Here is a 17,755-nt window from a genome sequence, read left to right on the forward strand (position 1 = left end):
AAAAATAAAAAAAGCCTTCTAAGAAGAAGGCTTTCATGCGAATATAGTCTTCTTCTTATCTGTCAAATCTTTTCACAATTTGCTGGAATTAGCACCTTATTAACGAACATGTTAATGGTTGCTGAGGTGTCATAGGGCCAGTCCCTCTACCTCTCTAGATAAGAATATTTTGTATGAAATTTTATTATGCTTTTAACTTTACAACAAAAGATAATTGAATTGCAACTTTATTTTAAACAATTTTTATTCTTCTGATAATTCAATTGACTTTTAGTCTATCCCATGCTAAATTTATGAGAAAATTAACAAAGATTGTTAAAAGGTACACGTATTTCCTTTTAAAACATAGATGAATAATAAAGAAAAACTCTTATTGAGAGCGGTGGAGGGAAAGGCCCTGTGAAACCCGGCAACCTTCAAACGAAATGTTTGAAACGGTGCTAATACCTGCAAAACAATTTGTTTTGCATGATAAGAGGAGGATTGATGATGTCCCCCTCTTCAAGATGAAGAGGGGGTTTTTATATTGATAGAAAAGAGGGAGACAAGTGAAAATTCTAGATTTAGTATCAAAAGGAATTGTTATCGGTGATGGCGCAATTGGTACGTTATTACATTCTCATGGTTTGCAAAGTAGTTTTGAAGAATTAAACTTATCTGATCCAGATCTTATTATATCTATTCATAAACAATATGTAGCTGCTGGGGCAGATATTATTCAAACAAATACATATGGTGCAAATGAAGCGAAATTGCGCATGTATGGTTTGGAAAACCAGGTCACCCAAATTAATAAAGCAGCGGTTAAACTTGCAAAAGCAGCTGTAACAGATAAGAACGCCATTTTAGGGACCATCGGTGGGATGAAGCATATCGGAGCCGTTACAACGACTGATATGGAACGAGAGTTTATGCTACTTGAGCAAGCGGGAGCATTATTAGAAGAAAAGGTTGACGGATTATTATTAGAAACATTTTATGATGAGTTCGAATTGTTACATGCAGTGAAAGTATTGCGAAAACAAACAGATATTCCAATTATTGCACAGCTAGCGCTTCATGAAGCAGGCACAACGCAAAATGGAAATGATGTAAATGGAATATTAACGCAGCTTTTAGATTACGGTGCAAATATAGTCGGTTTAAACTGTCAGTTAGGACCGCTTCATATGACGGAAGCTTTCAAAATGATATCGATTCCTAAAAATGGTTATTTGTCGGCTTATCCAAATGCAGGCCTTCCAAACTATGTAGAAGGATGTTACGTATATGAAGGAAGCCCTGCTTATTTTGAAGAGATGACACCGAAATTTATTGAGCAAGGTATTCGTTTGTTAGGGGGCTGTTGTGGTACAACGCCAGCACATATTGAAGGGATGAAGCGTGTAATTGCGAATGTAACGCCTGTTACAGAAAAACAAATTGTTCAAAGACAACAAGTAGTTCATATCCAAACAAAACGTGCTAGCACTCATGTTACCCTTGCAGAAAAAGCGAGGAAGCAAACAACGGTGGTTGTTGAACTAGATCCCCCAAAAACATTAGATACGCAGCGTTTTTTTGAAGGGGCAAGGGCATTGAAAAGAGCGGGAGCAGATGCCATTACGTTAGCAGATAATTCGTTAGCATCCCCGCGCATTTCAAACATGGCAATGGGGGCATTATTAACGAAGCATGATATTCCAGTACTGACGCATTTAACGTGCCGTGATCATAATGTCATTGGTTTGCAATCTCATTTACTTGGTTTATCAGCTTTAGGAATGGAAGAAGTGTTAGCTTTAACAGGTGATCCAGCGCGAGTGGGGGATTTTCCTGGAGCGACTTCTGTATATGATTTGTCTTCTATTGAATTAATTAAAATGATTAAAGAAATGAATGATGGTCGATCTATTTTAGGAAAATCCATTGGTTCAGCGACAAGGTTTTCTGTTGGAGGAGCTTTTAATCCGCACGTGAGACATTTAAAAGCAGCGGTGAAGCGGATGGAGAGGAAAATTGCAGCTGGTGCAGAGTATTTCTTAACACAGCCAATTTACGATGTAGCCTTAATTGAAGAAATATACGAGGCGACAAAACATTTAGAAAAACCAATTTTTATTGGAATTATGCCTTTAGTAAGTAAACGTAATGCTGATTTCCTTCATTTTGAGGTGCCAGGCATTACATTGCCTGAGGAAGTAAGACAGAGAATGGATGGGCATGAAACGCAGGAGTCTGCAATTGAAGAAGGAATTCGTATTTCTCAAGAATTAATTAATGCCGCAATGAAATACTTTAACGGTATTTATCTTATTACGCCATTTTTGAAATATGAAATTACAGAAAATCTCGTTAAGTATGTGAAAGAAAAGCAAGAAGTGAAAGAGGGAATCAACTGATGAGACCGATAGAAGAGAGATTACAACATGATATTTTAATATTAGATGGCGCGATGGGAACGATGATTCAGCAGGCAGATTTAACTGCAGAAGATTTTGGAGGCGAAGAATACGAAGGTTGTAATGAATACTTAGTAAAAACAAGGCCAGATGTTATTTTAGGTATCCATAAAGCTTACATTGAAGCGGGTGCGGATATTATCGAAACAAATACGTTTGGTGCTACGAATATCGTATTGCATGATTATGAGCTATCTCATTTAGATGAAGAGTTAAATGAAAGAGCGGCGTTTTTAGCAAAGCAAGCGGTAAAGGAGAGTGGTAAAGAAGTATATGTAGCAGGTGCGATGGGGCCAACAACAAAAGCAATTAGTGTAACAGGCGGTGTAACATTTGAAGAACTAATTGAAGCTTATACGAGACAAGCTCGGGGCTTATTACGAGGTGGCGTTGACGTATTGCTTGTAGAGACAAGCCAAGATATGCGTAACGTGAAAGCGGCGTATTTAGGGATTCAGGAAGCGTTTACGGAAGCAAATCATACGGTTCCGCTTATGATTTCAGGAACCATTGAACCGATGGGAACAACGTTAGCGGGGCAAACAATCGAGGCATTTTATTTATCAATTGAGCATATGAAACCATTATCTGTCGGATTAAACTGTGCTACAGGACCAGAATTTATGCGCGAACACATTCGTTCTCTTTCTGACTTATCAGAGTGTTATATTTCTTGTTATCCAAATGCTGGTCTTCCAGACGAGAATGGACATTATCATGAGTCACCGACTTCACTTGCAGAAAAGGTGAAACAATTTGCTGAAGAAGGGTGGATCAATATTATCGGTGGTTGTTGCGGGACAACGCCTGATCATATACGAGCGATAAAAGCTTCACTTGAGTCCCTTAAACCACGTGAGAATCATGAACGAGAAGGCCACGGTATTAGTGGTTTAGAAGCGTTGCAATATGATGATTCTATGAGGCCATTATTTGTTGGAGAGAGAACAAATGTTATTGGATCAAGAAAATTGAAGCGATTAGTAGCTGAAGGGAATTTTGAAGAAGCTGCTGAAATTGCGAGGGCGCAAGTGAAGAAAAATGCCCATATTATTGATATTTGTATGGCGGATCCAGATCGTGATGAAGTGGAAGATATGGAGAACTTTTTGGCAGAAGTAACGAAAGTATTAAAAGTTCCGATTATGATAGATTCAACGGATGATAATGTTATGGCAAAAGCTCTCACGTATATACAAGGAAAAGGGGTTATTAACTCTATTAATTTAGAAAATGGAGAAGAGCGTTTTGAGAAAGTAACACCTCTTCTTCATAAATATGGTGCGGCAATTGTAGTAGGAACGATTGATGAAGCAGGTATGGCAGTTAGTGCAGAAAGAAAGTTAGAAATTGCAAAGAGAAGTTACGAGTTATTAACGAAGAAATATGGTATACGTCCATCCGATATTATTTTTGATGCACTCGTTTTCCCGGTAGGAACTGGTGATGAAGAATATATTGGTTCGGCAGCAGCGACGATAGAAGGGATTCGTCTTATTAAAGAATCACTGCCAGAATGTTTAACAATTTTAGGAGTAAGTAATATATCGTTTGGTTTACCGCCAGCTGGTCGCGAAGTGCTAAACTCGGTCTTTTTATATCATGCAACAAAGGCTGGGCTTGACTACGCAATTGTGAATACTGAAAAGCTAGAGCGCTATGCATCCATTCCAGAAGGGGAAAAGGAACTCGCAGATGCACTATTATTCGAAACAACGAAAGAAACACTGGAAGAATTTACGAACTTTTACCGGGTTGCTAAGAAAAAAGAAGCAGTCATACAAGAAACATTAACACTTGATGAAAGGTTAGCAAATTATATTGTAGAAGGAACGAAGCAGGGTTTACATGAAGATTTAAGTCTCGCACTAACAGAAGAAAGAAAGCCCCTTGATATTATTAACGGTCCGCTTATGATGGGGATGGACGAAGTGGGTCGTTTGTTTAATAACAATGAGCTTATCGTTGCTGAAGTATTGCAAAGTGCAGAAAGTATGAAAGCTGCTGTTGCGTATTTGGAGCCTTATATGGAATCTAGCGATAGTGCGAAAAAAGGAAAAGTATTATTAGCAACTGTAAAAGGTGATGTACATGATATTGGCAAAAACCTTGTAGAGATTATTTTATCAAATAACGGCTATGATATTGTCAATTTAGGAATTAATGTACGCTCTGATCGCATTGTGCAAGAGGTAAAAGAAAAGAAACCAGACATTATCGGACTTTCTGGATTATTAGTAAAATCGGCGCAGCAAATGGTAGCAACTGCCGAAGATTTACAAGCGGCAAATATTGATATTCCCATTGTTGTAGGTGGTGCAGCATTGACAAGAAAGTTTACAGATAACCGTATTTCACCTTCCTATAATGGACTTGTATTATATGCAAGTGATGCGATGACAGGACTCGATCTTATCAATCGATTGCAAAAAGAAGAAGAACGAGAAAAAATGAAGCAGGATAAAAAAAATCGCCACATTCATGTCGTGAAACAAGAGGAGAAAAAAGTGGAGATACCAGCTGTCATTGAACCGTTGCCGAAAGCAAAAGTTATGGTGCCGGACTCAACAAAACGGGTTGTACTTCGTGATATTCCAGTTTCACATCTTGCACCATTTTTAAACAGGCAAATGCTAATTGGTCATCACCTTGGTTTAAAAGGAAATGTGAAAAAATTATTAAAAGAAGGTGATAAGAGAGCGCATGAGTTAAACAATTTAATTGATGAACTATTACAAGAAGGACAATCTTGGCTACGTCCAAAAGCAGTTTATCAATTTTTTCCTGCCCAAAGTGATGGACAAACTATTATTATTTATGATCCAGAAGATCGTACACGTGTGCTAGAGCGTTTTTCATTCCCAAGACAAGGGAAAGCTCCGTACCGTACATTAGGGGATTACTTACGTCCTGTCGGTGATGAAATGGATTATGCCGCCTTTTTATCTGTTACAGTGGGGCAAGGTGTTCGTGATATTGCGGAAGAATGGAAAGAGAAAGGGGATTATTTACGCAGCCATGCGATTCAATCGTTAGCGCTAGAGCTAGCAGAGGGACTCGCTGAAAAAACACATATGTTGATTCGTGATCGTTTTGGAATTCCGGATTCACCGGAGATGACGATGGAAGAGCGATTCCGTACAAAATATCAGGGAATTCGTGTTTCTTTTGGTTATCCAGCTTGCCCAGAACTTGCTGATCAAGAAAAACTATTTCGCTTAATTCAGCCAGAGGAGATTGGAATCTCACTAACAGAAGGATTTATGATGGAGCCAGAAGCATCTGTAACGGCAATGGTATTTGCTCACCCTGAAGCACGATATTTTAGTGTACTATAGTGTAGAAGGGGGAGAGGTATGAAAAGAATAGTCTTTACAGGCGGTGGTTCGGCTGGACATGTGACACCTAATTTAGCAATTATTCCACATTTGCAAAAAAAGGGCTGGGATATTTCTTATATAGGTTCTCATCAAGGGATTGAAAAAACGATTATAGAGAACGAAGGAATTCCATACTATGGTATAGCGAGCGGAAAGTTACGCCGTTATTTTGATTTAAAAAATATAAAAGATCCTTTTCTCGTTATGAAGGGTGTTATGGATGCTTATGTACGAATAAGAAAATTAAAACCTGATGTTATTTTTTCAAAGGGTGGTTTTGTATCTGTACCAGTGGTAATTGGCGGATGGTTAAATCGTGTTCCAGTCTTGTTACATGAATCGGATATGACACCAGGGCTAGCGAATAAAATTGCACTCCGTTTTGCTTCAAAAATATTTGTTACGTTTGAAGAAGCTGCACAACATTTGCCAACAGAAAAGGTGGTTTATACTGGTTCGCCTGTGAGGGGAGAAGTGCTACGTGGAAATCGTGAAAAAGGATTACACTTTCTTCGGTTCCATACTAGAAAACCAGTTATCACGGTTATGGGAGGAAGTCTAGGGGCAAAGAAAATCAATGAAACAGTACGAGAAGCATTGCCACAGCTCCTTAAAAATTATCAAGTTGTTCACCTATGCGGAAAAGGAAATCTAGATGAGACGTTACAAGGTATAGAAGGGTATAGGCAATTTGAATATGTGCACGGAGAATTGCCAGATGTGTTAGGGGCAACTGATTTTGTCATCTCACGAGCTGGATCGAATGCGATTTTTGAATTTTTAACATTGCAAAAACCGATGCTTTTAATTCCATTACCGAAAGCTTCAAGCCGCGGAGATCAAATTTTAAATGCACAATCGTTTGAAAGACAAGGGTATGCAGCGGTTTTATATGAAGAAACTGTAACAGTGACATCCCTTATGAAGCATATAGAAGAGTTAAATCATAATTGTGAGAAGTATAAAAAAGAATTAAAAAAGTATAGTGGAAAAGAAGCAGTACAGACCATTATGAAATATATTACGGAGGCATGATTTCTAAAAAATCATGTCTTTTTTAGTAGAATGAAAGGTTCGAAGAATTACTTTATTTATGTTACAATAACAGAGATTTAATAGGGGAATTCCAGTTCTTTAAGCGTGAAAATACGAATGGATTAGGAGTGACTGTGTTGGAGCTGAGTCTTTATGAAAATACTGCTCTGATTATATGTTTTGTGCTATACGTTGGTAGTGTTATTATTTACATTTCAAGAAAATTTTCACAAGAACGAAACTTAGAAAAATCGGAAATAACAGCTGAGTTAGAAATGTTAGCCGATGAAAGTGATAAAAAGCAAAAAATAAGAGAAGAGCATGAGGCGCCCCACCACTTAAACGCAAAATAAGTTTTGAAGGTGGGGATTTCTTTTGGCGAAATCCTTCTCTATTATTATCATTAACGATAAAAAAGGAGTTTCCCTTTAGTTTTTATAAATATGGGTATGATTCTAAAATGTTTCAAAACTGGGAACAATGGATGCTGTTGGAACAACCACTACCAGCTCTATGCGCAGATCGTATAGATTATACACTTCGCGATTTATATACATATGGAATGATTTCAAAACAAGAAGTTCTTACATTTTTAAATCAATTAATTGTCCATGAAAAACAAATCTGTCTTAGTACGCTAGAGGCGGCAGAGTGGTTTACAACAGTCTATTACAAAGAAACAATTGATTTCTTTCTACATCCATTAGGCTCATATAGTTATCATGTATTAACAAAAGTTTTGCAACTAGCGTTAGAAAAGCATGTGATACATACTGAAGATTTCTTGTGCGATGATGAGGCAGTGCTTCAAAAATTGAAATGTTGTCGTGATGAAGAGATAACGAGTGTATTGGCTACTTTACATCCAAATGTAATAGTAGAAGAGAATAATCAAGAGTATGATATTTGTTACTCGGGTGGGAAGCAACGCTTAATTGATCCACATGTCTATATGAATGGTAAAATATATAAAGCGTCTCGTTTATCTGAACATGTAAGGTTATGCAATCAAAATGCGAAAGAGAACTTCAATCAAAATATATATTTAAAAATAAAGAAAGCATAAAGGAGTTATAAATATGAACTTAGAACAAGGATGGGAAACAAGCTTCTTAGAAGTTATACAAAAAAGTGAATTCAAAAAAGGTGCACTGCGTAGTCAGCTACTTTGTGCAGACGGGGAAGAAGTAGAAGAACTTGCAGACGATTATGGATATGATGAAATTGTAAATCGTGAACATGATGAAGAACTCGCAGAAATTTTAGGTGAAGAACTCTTTAGTGAAATGGAACGTTATGTATTTCTATCTTCACAACCTGAAGAAAAACTTATTTCATTTGTAAATGGTTTAGGATTTCATATCTTAGATTGGATCGTTCTTCTTGAAACAGAATTTGGTATAGATAGTGCAGCGTTTACATCAGATGCAGTGAAAATGCTCGAAAAACGTTTTAGACAGTTTCCATACATAGAGGATAAGACAATTTTTGATATGACAATTGGAGAAGCAATGGATGCATTAGAGATTGTGACGAGTTTACAATTGAAAGAGAAGATGAATATACAATAATGAAAATGAAAAAGAACGTGAGATAATCACGTTCTTTTTTACATAATAATAATTTTGTCAGTTAATTTTTTTTGTCCTGTAAGAAGTGCATTTAAATACTCGACTTTTCGTATACAAGATTGAATGTGTTTTTCAACTTCTTGTAACTCTGCTTGATGATGGGTTTCAATCGGATGAATTTGCACGTTAAACTTTTCAAATTGGCTGCTGTATGTTATTTCTGCATAGCCGCTCATAATATCGGTTTGGTTATGAAATAAGAATTGTTTTGTTTCCTCACAGTATGTTACATCTTGAAATCCATATGATTTTAATGCTTCGATTACTTTTGTAATAATTGTTATATCCATTTTTCTCCCTCTTTACGCAGTTCTGCTTTTCCATTATAACATGAAATAAATTTAAGAAAGCGTTTCCAAGTGCAGTTTTTCCTAATTTTCACGTATAATTTATAAAAATGAAACAAAGAAAAAATAATTGTAATAAAGGAAGGACTCTTTTACTGTTTCATCATATATATACAGAAATAGGTGTAATAAAAGGAAACGTATTTTCAAGTTGAGCGTAGTAAAAGAGGTGAGAATCTTGGATTTTGATATTACAGGGCAAAAAGCATATGTAAAAGATGGGCCGTACCGGAATCGGATTGGAATTGTAAAACAGAAGGAACAGCAAGCAGAACCAAATTTTATCATTGTAATTGACGACCAAAACATCGATGTAGAGTTAAAAGATATTGTTTTAGTAGGGGTAGATGTGCGGCAATTTCATGAATGGTGCGAACACAATGGCTATTTGTAAAAGGGACGGGCTGTGAAGAGGAACTTTTATTTTTACTATGTGCTTGAAAAGGTTATATCAATAGATAATGATGATGGGGATATTATGCTCAATATAGGAGCATATATCCTTTTTCTGTTTATACACTTGGTAACGAAGAAAGTTTTTATCTGTAATATTCAGAAATAAAAGAAAATTACTTGATGTAGTAATAAATTTCCATTAAGCTATAAATAGAAACAGTGTAATAACGCTACAATAAAATGTTCAAATGGGTAATCAACCGTGGGGGAAATCAAATGAACTTAATGCAAAAAGCAATAGACATGGCAGAAATCTATAAACAAAATCCAAAAGTAGAAGCAATTCTTTTGGCAGGATCCGTATCAAGAAACTGGCAAGATGAAAATTCAGATATAGAGTTACATATTTTATGGTCAGCACCGCCAGAAGATGAAGATCGCGGAGGTCCTATTAAAAATATTGGTGGGACCATTTTGTCATATCATCCGTATGAAGAGGAAGAGTGGTCTGAATCCTATTTAACGGGAGATGGAGTTAAGTTAGAAATAAGTAACTTTTTAACTGTAACGGTTAAAAAGTTTATTTCAGATGTAGTCGATAAGTACGAAACGGACTATGAGAAACAATGTATTGTGGCTTCCGTTCAGGATGGTGTGAGCTTGCATGGAGAAGAAATAATTAGAAAGCTAAAAGATAGAATTGCAGAATATCCTTTAGAACTTTCCAAACAGATGATTGAAGAGAATCTGTTGCTAAGTAATCGTTGGAATAACCGCGAAGCACTTTTAAGGCGAAAAGATTGGCTGATGCTATATGATGTGATTTGTGAAGTACAGAAGAATGTATTCGGTGTTTTGTTCGGCCTTAATAAAATGTATGTGAATCACCCTGCATTTAAATGGATGGCTTTTAATATCGAACGAATGATAATAAAACCTGAAAATCTTTATGAGAAAATGACGAATATCCTGATGGGAAATCCAGAAAACAGCGTAAAGGAATTGGAATTATTAATCAAAGAAACATTAATTTTGGCAGAGAAACAAATTCCAGAATTGGATCTTCGGGAGCAAAAGAAACAGATTAGTTATGTGAAGTAATGATGATAGAGTGGTGGTGTTAAATATTATGTTTCATAAAGGGGTGAAGGAAATTAGAAAAAATATGTATTTGTTTATTTTAGTTATAGTGTTTTTGAACTTAATTGGATGTTCTAATATCACAAGTTCTTCAAAATCTTCTTCATCAGCTAAACAAAAGGAGATAAAAGAAACATTAATGGTATTTGAGAAAAAAGAAATAAAAGAAATCACATTAATAAATATAAACGAAGATGATATTTCTAAAGCAGGAACGGATAATGAAGATCTAGTAAATCAAATTGTTACAGCAATCAAAGCTGGTACATCTAAAAAAATATCTTTAGATAAAAAAGCAAGGGATGCTGTACATGCTAATATGGAAGTTATTTTTAAGGATGATTCTAAGGAAAGTTTGTTAGTCTGGGTAGATGATAAAAATAACATTATAATCGCAAAAGATGTAGATAAAGGTTCTGTTCAAGGAATTCAAATAAATGGGGATGTTCCTAAAATAGTATTAAATTTTTTAAAACAGGTATAGGGAATAAAAAAAGGAATGCTATATCAATTAGCATTCCTTTTTATGAGAATTCTTCCTTCTTACGAAGCAACTTCCTTACTTTTTACATCCTCTTGATTATACGTCTCATGATCTAATTCACCAAGCCATTTACTAGAAATAAGACCTGCTGTCATTGATCCGCTTACGTTAAGAGCTGTACGACCCATATCGATTAATGGCTCAACAGAGATAAGAAGAGCAACAATCCCGATTGGTAAGTTCATTGTTGAAAGTACGATTAATGCTGCGAATGTTGCTCCGCCGCCTACACCAGCAACACCGAATGAGCTAATAGCGACAACTGCGATTAAAGTTAAAATAAATTGTGGTTGTAATGGATCAATTCCTACAGTTGGAGCGACCATCATCGCCAGCATAGCTGGATAAATACCTGCGCAACCATTTTGACCGATAGATACCCCGAAGGAAGCAGCAAAGTTTGCAATTCCTTCTGAAACACCAAGTTTTTCTTTTTGTGCTTCAATATTTAGTGGCATTGTACCTGCACTAGAACGAGAAGTGAAGGCGAATGTTAATACTGGGAATACCTTTTTCAAATATTGAATTGGATTTAAACCAGAAAGAGCAATTAATAATAAGTGAATAACAAACATAACGATAAGTGCTACGTAAGATGCTAAAACAAAGTTACCGAGTTTTAAAATGGCACTTACATCACTACCAGCGACTGTTTTTGTCATAAGAGCTAATACGCCATATGGAGTAAGGCGTAAAATTAATGTTACCATACGCATTACAATTGCATAGACAGCATCAAGCATTTTCTTAAATAACTCTGCTTGTTCTGGATATTTTCTTTTCACACCGATAAAGGCGATTCCGATGAACGCTGCAAAGATTACAACAGAAATTGTCGAAGTTGGACGTGCACCAGTTAAATCAAGAAATGGATTTGTAGGTAATAATTCCAATAATTTTTGTGGAACGGGTGTTTGTTCAATTGAACTGAATTTTTCTTCCACTAATTTTAAGCGAGCCGTTTCTGCATCACCTTGTTGTAAGCCAGTTGCTTGAACGTCAAACCCTGCGCTTGCTGCGATACCAACAGCTGCAGCGATTCCAGTTGTAAGAATTAAAATTCCAATAATAAGTCCGCTAATTTTACCAAGATTACTTGTTAATTTTAACTTTGTAAATGCTGAGATAATAGAAACTAGAATAAGTGGCATAACGATCATTTGTAGTAATTTCACGTAACCACTACCAATTAAGCTAAACCAGTTATTCGAATCCACGATGATTTTAGAAGTAGGTTCATAGATAAATTGTAAGATAAGGCCAAATACAATTCCGATCCCTAAAGCAGTAAATACGCGTTTATTAAATGATACATGCTTGCGCTGCATATAATACAATATGCCAACTAATACGAGCATGACCGCTATGTTAATACCGACTAGCAGTGTATGCATGATGATTCCCCCTAATTCCAATCTGTTATATAGAATATATTTCAATAAAACCTATAAGTCAACTAGGTAATTAGAGAAAATAAAAAAAGATGGCAATTTGCCATCTTTTTAATGCCCAGCGCCAGGGACAAGTAGAAATGTTGTATAGTATGTAAACCCAATGAAGAAAACAGTTAAATATGCCCCGAATACGTATATATACATACGCTCTGTTAATTTTAAATAGCTTAAAAGTACGAAGAATCCTGTTTGTCCTAAAAATAATAGTGCAGTTGCGTGCATATCCCCTAAGTAAAACATAACCGAGAAAATTCCAGTCCAAAAGCCGAGAACGCGAAACATGCGCTCCATGCAATCTCCCTCCTTTTCTAAAAAAGTAAACCTCTCTTCATTATAGTTTATTTTTCTTACTATTGTAAATATTTGCGAAAAAAGAAAAGAAGCCAAATCAAATTGACTTCTTTTTGACACAATTTCATATGAAAACAAGTTATAGCTGAACTTTGTAGTTACAAGATTTACATCCGTCTAATAAAGTATCATGTCGTGTTAATTCCATGCTCGGGAATAGGATTCCAAAAATCCCCTTCATCATATCGCTATGCATATGGCAAACTTCTTCAGGATGATGGACAGCAACTTCTTTGAATGGGCAATTGTACACGTCATAGAAAATTTGTGTACCATCTGTGCTTAATTCAAATGAAGGGGATAGGCCAGCAGTTGATAATGCTTCTTTTGCAATTTGTACTTTATGTTCTAATGTTAATGAATCTTCATTGACATTTAAACGCTGCATATGTTGTTCCATTAATTCTTTACCAAATTGTTTGCCTGTTTCGTATAGTACCTTTTCACCGGCCACGCCAAGGCTAAGTAATGAATTGAAAGCGATTTTCGCTAATAATTGATAATCGCGAAATGGGAATTGCAGCTGAATTAAGTCTTCAGATAATACATAGAATCTGCTTGGTCTGCCACCTTTTCCCGTTTTCTTTGTTTCAGATCGCAACATATTGACATCTTCTAATTTTGATAAATGTAGACGTGCTACGTTTGGATGGATATTAAATTCATCTGCGATTTCTTGTACAGTTACGTGACTATGTTTTTGAGAAATATATTTATAAATATAATAACGAGTTGGATCAGATAGTACACCTGTAATTTTTAAAGCTTGTTCCATGAGGATCTCCACCTTTATCACTTTATCCAAGATAATAACATTATAATACAGATAAAGTTGCTTATAGTTAATTTTAGGCAATAATTCAGAAATTGTTCATAATTTCACAAACATATTTTCCCCTTTTTCTCTGTTGAAAATACGAAAGTCGCTATTTTTCTTTTATATTTCCGCATGATATATACATAGTGAGGAGGAGATCATTATGAATGGTGTTGAACATTTTGCCAATACAATTATGAAGGAAGCATGTGCATTACAGGCATCCGATTTACATATCGTGCCGCGACAAGCAGATGCAGTCATACAATTGCGCATTGGAAAAGATTTAGTAACGAAGCATTGTATTGGAAAAGAATTTGGAGAAAGACTTGTTTCGCATTTTAAATTTTTAGCATCTATGGATATAGGGGAGAGACGTAAGCCACAAAATGGATCATTGTATTTACAAATTGATGGGCAAGAAGTGCACTTGCGTCTTTCTACACTACCAACTGTGTATTTAGAAAGTCTCGTCATTCGTTTACACTTGCAAGCGTCGGTTCAACCACTTTCCCATCTCTCTTTATTTCCAAGCTCGGCAAAAACACTTCTCTCTTTTGTACATCATTCTCATGGATTACTCGTGTTTACTGGGCCGACAGGATCTGGGAAAACAACGACAATGTATGCTTTGTTAGAGGTAGCCAAAAAGGGACAAACACGTCGTATTGTTACACTTGAGGATCCGATCGAAAAGAGAAAGGATGGCTTGTTACAAATTCAGATTAATGAAAAAGCAGGTATCACGTATACAACTGGTTTAAAAGCGATTTTGCGCCATGATCCTGATATTATTTTAGTTGGTGAAATTCGTGATGAAGAAACAGCAAAAGTAGCTGTGCGTGCGAGTTTAACAGGCCATTTAGTAATGACAACACTGCATACAAACGATGCAAAAGGAGCTGTGTTACGTTTGATGGACTATGGGATTACGCGGCAAGAAATTGAGCAATCATTGCTTGCTGTGGCAGCACAGCGTCTTGTTGAATTGAAGTGTCCATTTTGCAAAGGGAAATGTTCGCCGTTATGTAAAGCAATGAGGCAAGTGCGGCAAGCAAGCGTTTATGAGTTGTTATATGGCCATGAATTGAAAAAAGCTATTCGTGAAGCGAATGGAGAGCGTGTAACCTATCATTATGAAACGTTGCAATCATGTATAAGAAAAGGATATGCCTTAGGCTTTTTAGAAGAGGATGTTTATGTTTGAACGAAAAGGGTGGCGATTACATGAACAAGTCTTGTTATTAAGAAGACTTGGGGAATTGTTAGAAAAGGGCTATTCACTTTTGCAAGCATTAGAGTTTCTGCAGTTTCAGTTATCTTCTCAAAAACAAATTCAATTGCAACATATTGCAGAAGAATTAAAAAATGGTCAAAGCATTCATGATGCTTTTCACCAACTTATGTTTCATCCAGACATATTAAGTTATTTATTCTATGCACAGCGGCATGGGGATATTTCTTTTGCGTTGCAACAAGGAAGTGTACTACTGCATAGAAAAGATAAACATCAAAAAGATATGATGAAAGTGCTTCGTTACCCGATATTTTTATCTTTTTTTCTATTAGGGATACTTGCTGTATTCAATTTCGTTTTGCTTCCACAATTTGAAACATTATATAGTTCCTTGCGGGCTTCTTCTGTTTCATTTACCGATCATATTATGCTCCTTATTCGAATGCTCCCGTACATGATTGGAGGATTTTTTCTCTGCCTCGTTTTAGGAACATGTATATATGTATTTTATATACAAAAACTTCCCCCAGTTCAAAGAATGAATATTATGATTCGTATTCCTCTTATAAAAATATTTCTTATTTTAACAAATTCTCATTATTTCTCTGTTCAATTAAGCGGCTTATTACAAGGAGGACTATCGGTACTAGAAGCCTTAACGTTAATGGTTGAACAAAAACATCACCCGTTTTTTCAATGTGAAGCCACTCGAATTGAAGAATTATTAATCGCGGGAGAACAGTTGGATTCTATTATTATGAAGAGCGGTTATTACGAGAGGGAACTGTCTTACGTGATTGCGCATGGACAAGCAAACGGAAACTTAGCGACAGAATTAGGAGACTATAGCGAATTAACGATTGAAAAAATGGAAGGAAAGGTTCAACGTATTTTAGTCATTATTCAACCACTTTTGTTTACATGTATTGGCATAATTGTTGTTCTTATGTATTTAGCGATGATTATGCCGATGTTTCAAATGATGAATTCTATTTAGGAGGTAGTTTAAATGAAAAATGAAAAAGGATTTACTCTTTTAGAAATGTTATTAGTGATGGTCGTTATTTCGGTATTACTTTTATTAATTATTCCAAATGTAATTAAACAGCGCTCTTCCGTACAAGGAAAAGGTTGCGATGCATACGTGAAATCTGTCGAAGCGCAAGTGCAAGCTTATCAATTAGAAAAGAATAAGATACCAACAGTAGATGAATTAGTGAAAGAAAAGTACATTACTTCTACAACGTGTCCAAAAGGGGAACCGATTAGTATTTCAAGTGAGGACGGCACAGTATCTGTTGGTAAATCGTGAAACAAAAAGGATTTACATTTTTAGAGATGCTTCTTGTCTTATTCATCATTTCTATATTAAGCGTCGTCACTTACTTTAATGTTGCTCCGTTATATGAAAAGCAAAAGGTAGAGCAGTTTTTGAAGCAATTTTCACAAGATATTTTGTATATGCAGCAGTTAGCTATAAACCGCCGGAATCTTCATATGTTGCGATGGAGTCCTGAGAAACATATGTACAGTATTTGGAAGTCTGGGGATGAGCGTTCCCTTTTTATCCGGGAATATGAACGAGATATAAAAATTGATTTGAATACTTTTCCAAATCCAATGACCTATAATGCAAATGGAAATATAAACAAAGCTGGTACAATTCTACTTTCTTATCGCTCGCGCACCTATGAAATTGTATTTCAACTTGGGAGAGGAAGATTTACGTATCGTGAAGTGTCAAAAAGGGTCGGTTATGCTGGAAATGCTTGTATCGTTAAGTTTATTAATGATGGCTGTGTCGCTATTACTTCCGCAAACACTCCTAATCATGCAAGAAAGAAAAAATATTCAATTTCGGTATAAAGCACATTCATTGTTGAAGAGGGAAGCAGCACTATATATGTATCAAAATCAGCTAAAGCAGCAAAAAGAGGAGGTGATAGATGGCGTTGTGTACTGGATACATTGGCGGGGAGAAGAAGTTTGTACAATTTGGAAAGATACCAAACAAAGAAGGATGGAACAATGTCGTCATGTCAAAAAGTAAAGAGGTAGAAGCAGGATTTACGTTATTAGAAATGATGTTATGTTTATTGTTTTTATCTATTTTCTTTCTTCTTGTGCCGCGCCTCCATAGTTTATTTATCGAGAAACCATATTCAAAGCAAATAAACAGTTGGGAATGGAATGTGTTCCTGGAACAAGTACAATTAGAGTTTCGAGAGAGTAAAGCCGGGAAAGGTGTCGAGTTAGAGAATAAAGAAGCTCTAATACTTTTTCAAATGAGTAACGGTGCGAATGTAACATATGAAATGTTAGGAAATAATATCGTGAGAAAAGTAAATACGTTAGGAATGGAAATTATATTACAAAAGGTAAATTCGGTTTCTTATGACTTAACACCTCATATGTTAATTATACATGTGCAAGATATAAGCGGTAAAATGTATCACGGTGTAGCAACGCGCTACACACCCATTGAGCTGAAGACATGAGAAAACAAGATGGTTTTGCGATGCCAGGAACGTTAATTCTTCTCTTCTTACTATTCTCATTCTTTATATATGAAATAAATATGTTGAAATCTGATCAAAGATTTTATAAGGAGGCGCAGCAAGAATTTTTGTTAGAAGAGATTGCTGATCAAGCAGTCTCCTCTATAAAGGATGATTTGCAGGAAAAAGAACAAAATGCTGTATTTTCGTTTCGATACGAAAATGGTGAAGCGAGCGGGAATTACGTATTTGAAAATGAAATTATATTTGTCGCATTGCAGTGTATGACGAAACAAAATCGCTCTTATAAAGTGAACTTTCAGTACGATAAAATAAATAAAAGAGTTATGAATTGGGTGGAAGAGAGATGAGGGAGAAGTTACATTACCATTACGTTTTGTTCTTGATAACAAATTAAGAACAAAACGTTTTTTATTAATTTGTGCAAGTAGTATATAAAATAAACCACGTTAGCTTATCTTTC

The 17,755-nt window shown here is 35.8% G+C and carries 19 protein-coding genes, 1 pseudogene and 2 riboswitches; of the genes and pseudogenes, 16 read left to right on the forward strand and 4 right to left on the reverse strand.

The window, feature by feature from the left end:
* Positions 1 to 52 precede the first annotated feature (52 nt).
* Positions 53 to 165: riboswitch (SAM riboswitch) on the reverse strand.
* 202 nt (positions 166 to 367) lie between these two features.
* A riboswitch (SAM riboswitch) is annotated at positions 368 to 478 on the forward strand.
* Between the two features lie 70 nt (positions 479 to 548).
* The 6 genes from ACM6HU_RS07230 to ACM6HU_RS07255 all read left to right on the forward strand — a co-directional run bounded on the left by ACM6HU_RS07230 (position 549) and on the right by ACM6HU_RS07255 (position 8,427).
* Positions 549 to 2,381 carry a bifunctional homocysteine S-methyltransferase/methylenetetrahydrofolate reductase gene (locus tag ACM6HU_RS07230; RefSeq protein ID WP_016116328.1) on the forward strand — a complete coding sequence of 611 codons (1,833 nt, stop codon included), beginning with the start codon at positions 549 to 551 and terminating at the stop codon, positions 2,379 to 2,381.
* Complete coding sequence (gene metH, locus ACM6HU_RS07235; protein ID WP_414848091.1) at positions 2,381 to 5,779, forward strand: methionine synthase; 3,399 nt, start codon at positions 2,381 to 2,383, stop codon at positions 5,777 to 5,779. The genes ACM6HU_RS07230 and metH overlap by 1 nt, the downstream gene beginning before the upstream one ends.
* A gap of 18 nt (positions 5,780 to 5,797) precedes the next feature.
* The gene (locus ACM6HU_RS07240; RefSeq protein WP_414848092.1) at positions 5,798 to 6,856 is read left to right on the forward strand and encodes an undecaprenyldiphospho-muramoylpentapeptide beta-N-acetylglucosaminyltransferase; all 1,059 of its coding nucleotides are present in this window, start codon (positions 5,798 to 5,800) and stop codon (positions 6,854 to 6,856) included.
* Between the two features lie 80 nt (positions 6,857 to 6,936).
* A complete protein-coding gene (locus tag ACM6HU_RS07245) occupies positions 6,937 to 7,209 on the forward strand; it encodes a DUF3966 domain-containing protein (RefSeq protein WP_033671461.1) in 273 nt (90 codons plus the stop codon).
* A gap of 107 nt (positions 7,210 to 7,316) precedes the next feature.
* On the forward strand, positions 7,317 to 7,922 hold the full coding sequence (locus tag ACM6HU_RS07250) for a hypothetical protein (protein WP_414848093.1): 606 nt from the start codon (positions 7,317 to 7,319) through the stop codon (positions 7,920 to 7,922).
* A 13-nt stretch (positions 7,923 to 7,935) separates the two neighbouring features.
* On the forward strand, positions 7,936 to 8,427 hold the full coding sequence (locus ACM6HU_RS07255) for a hypothetical protein (protein ID WP_016116323.1): 492 nt from the start codon (positions 7,936 to 7,938) through the stop codon (positions 8,425 to 8,427).
* A 38-nt stretch (positions 8,428 to 8,465) separates the two neighbouring features.
* Here the strand turns inward: ACM6HU_RS07255 and ACM6HU_RS07260 are convergent, their stop codons facing one another.
* Positions 8,466 to 8,777 carry a hypothetical protein gene (locus tag ACM6HU_RS07260; RefSeq protein ID WP_003200402.1) on the reverse strand — a complete coding sequence of 104 codons (312 nt, stop codon included), beginning with the start codon at positions 8,775 to 8,777 and terminating at the stop codon, positions 8,466 to 8,468.
* A 235-nt stretch (positions 8,778 to 9,012) separates the two neighbouring features.
* Between ACM6HU_RS07260 and ACM6HU_RS07265 the strand changes: the two genes are divergently transcribed.
* From ACM6HU_RS07265 to ACM6HU_RS07275, 3 genes are all read left to right on the forward strand, one after another.
* Entirely contained in the window at positions 9,013 to 9,228 is a 216-nt protein-coding gene (locus ACM6HU_RS07265) for a DUF3912 family protein (protein ID WP_016116321.1), read from the forward strand.
* Positions 9,229 to 9,506: 278 nt separating this feature from the next.
* Positions 9,507 to 10,331 carry a DUF4037 domain-containing protein gene (locus ACM6HU_RS07270; protein WP_088093663.1) on the forward strand — a complete coding sequence of 275 codons (825 nt, stop codon included), beginning with the start codon at positions 9,507 to 9,509 and terminating at the stop codon, positions 10,329 to 10,331.
* Between the two features lie 13 nt (positions 10,332 to 10,344).
* Positions 10,345 to 10,854 (forward strand): hypothetical protein, encoded by a 510-nt coding sequence (locus ACM6HU_RS07275; RefSeq protein ID WP_414848094.1) that lies wholly within the window; start codon positions 10,345 to 10,347, stop codon positions 10,852 to 10,854.
* 59 nt (positions 10,855 to 10,913) lie between these two features.
* Here the strand turns inward: ACM6HU_RS07275 and ACM6HU_RS07280 are convergent, their stop codons facing one another.
* The 3 genes from ACM6HU_RS07280 to ACM6HU_RS07290 all read right to left on the reverse strand — a co-directional run bounded on the left by ACM6HU_RS07280 (position 10,914) and on the right by ACM6HU_RS07290 (position 13,494).
* A complete protein-coding gene (locus tag ACM6HU_RS07280) occupies positions 10,914 to 12,329 on the reverse strand; it encodes an L-cystine transporter (RefSeq protein WP_275857152.1) in 1,416 nt (471 codons plus the stop codon).
* An 87-nt stretch (positions 12,330 to 12,416) separates the two neighbouring features.
* Entirely contained in the window at positions 12,417 to 12,659 is a 243-nt protein-coding gene (locus ACM6HU_RS07285) for a DUF2626 domain-containing protein (RefSeq protein WP_006096019.1), read from the reverse strand.
* Between the two features lie 139 nt (positions 12,660 to 12,798).
* Positions 12,799 to 13,494 (reverse strand): helix-turn-helix transcriptional regulator, encoded by a 696-nt coding sequence (locus ACM6HU_RS07290; RefSeq protein WP_016116317.1) that lies wholly within the window; start codon positions 13,492 to 13,494, stop codon positions 12,799 to 12,801.
* Between the two features lie 205 nt (positions 13,495 to 13,699).
* Between ACM6HU_RS07290 and comGA the strand changes: the two genes are divergently transcribed.
* The 7 genes and pseudogenes from comGA (at position 13,700) to comGG (ending at position 17,642) form a co-directional block, all read left to right on the forward strand.
* Complete coding sequence (gene comGA / locus ACM6HU_RS07295) at positions 13,700 to 14,743, forward strand: competence type IV pilus ATPase ComGA (protein WP_016116316.1); 1,044 nt, start codon at positions 13,700 to 13,702, stop codon at positions 14,741 to 14,743.
* Positions 14,730 to 15,770 (forward strand): competence type IV pilus assembly protein ComGB, encoded by a 1,041-nt coding sequence (gene comGB / locus ACM6HU_RS07300; RefSeq protein ID WP_414848095.1) that lies wholly within the window; start codon positions 14,730 to 14,732, stop codon positions 15,768 to 15,770. Before comGA ends, comGB begins: the two co-directional genes overlap by 14 nt.
* Before the next feature lie 12 nt (positions 15,771 to 15,782).
* Positions 15,783 to 16,085, forward strand: coding sequence for a competence type IV pilus major pilin ComGC (gene comGC, locus ACM6HU_RS07305; RefSeq protein WP_003200417.1), 303 nt, complete (start codon positions 15,783 to 15,785; stop codon positions 16,083 to 16,085).
* A pseudogene (gene comGD / locus ACM6HU_RS07310) lies at positions 16,082 to 16,525 on the forward strand (competence type IV pilus minor pilin ComGD); the annotation flags it as partial. The gene comGC and the pseudogene comGD, both read left to right, overlap by 4 nt.
* A complete protein-coding gene (comGE, locus tag ACM6HU_RS07315; protein ID WP_229161846.1) occupies positions 16,506 to 16,823 on the forward strand; it encodes a competence type IV pilus minor pilin ComGE in 318 nt (105 codons plus the stop codon). The pseudogene comGD and the gene comGE, both read left to right, overlap by 20 nt.
* Entirely contained in the window at positions 16,720 to 17,271 is a 552-nt protein-coding gene (gene comGF, locus ACM6HU_RS07320; RefSeq protein WP_016116313.1) for a competence type IV pilus minor pilin ComGF, read from the forward strand. Before comGE ends, comGF begins: the two co-directional genes overlap by 104 nt.
* Entirely contained in the window at positions 17,268 to 17,642 is a 375-nt protein-coding gene (gene comGG / locus ACM6HU_RS07325; protein WP_016116312.1) for a competence type IV pilus minor pilin ComGG, read from the forward strand. The genes comGF and comGG overlap by 4 nt, the downstream gene beginning before the upstream one ends.
* The last annotated feature ends 113 nt before the right edge of the window (positions 17,643 to 17,755 follow it).

The organism is Bacillus sp. IT-79MI2 (assembly GCF_949768135.1).
Classification (GTDB): domain Bacteria; phylum Bacillota; class Bacilli; order Bacillales; family Bacillaceae_G; genus Bacillus_A; species Bacillus_A pseudomycoides.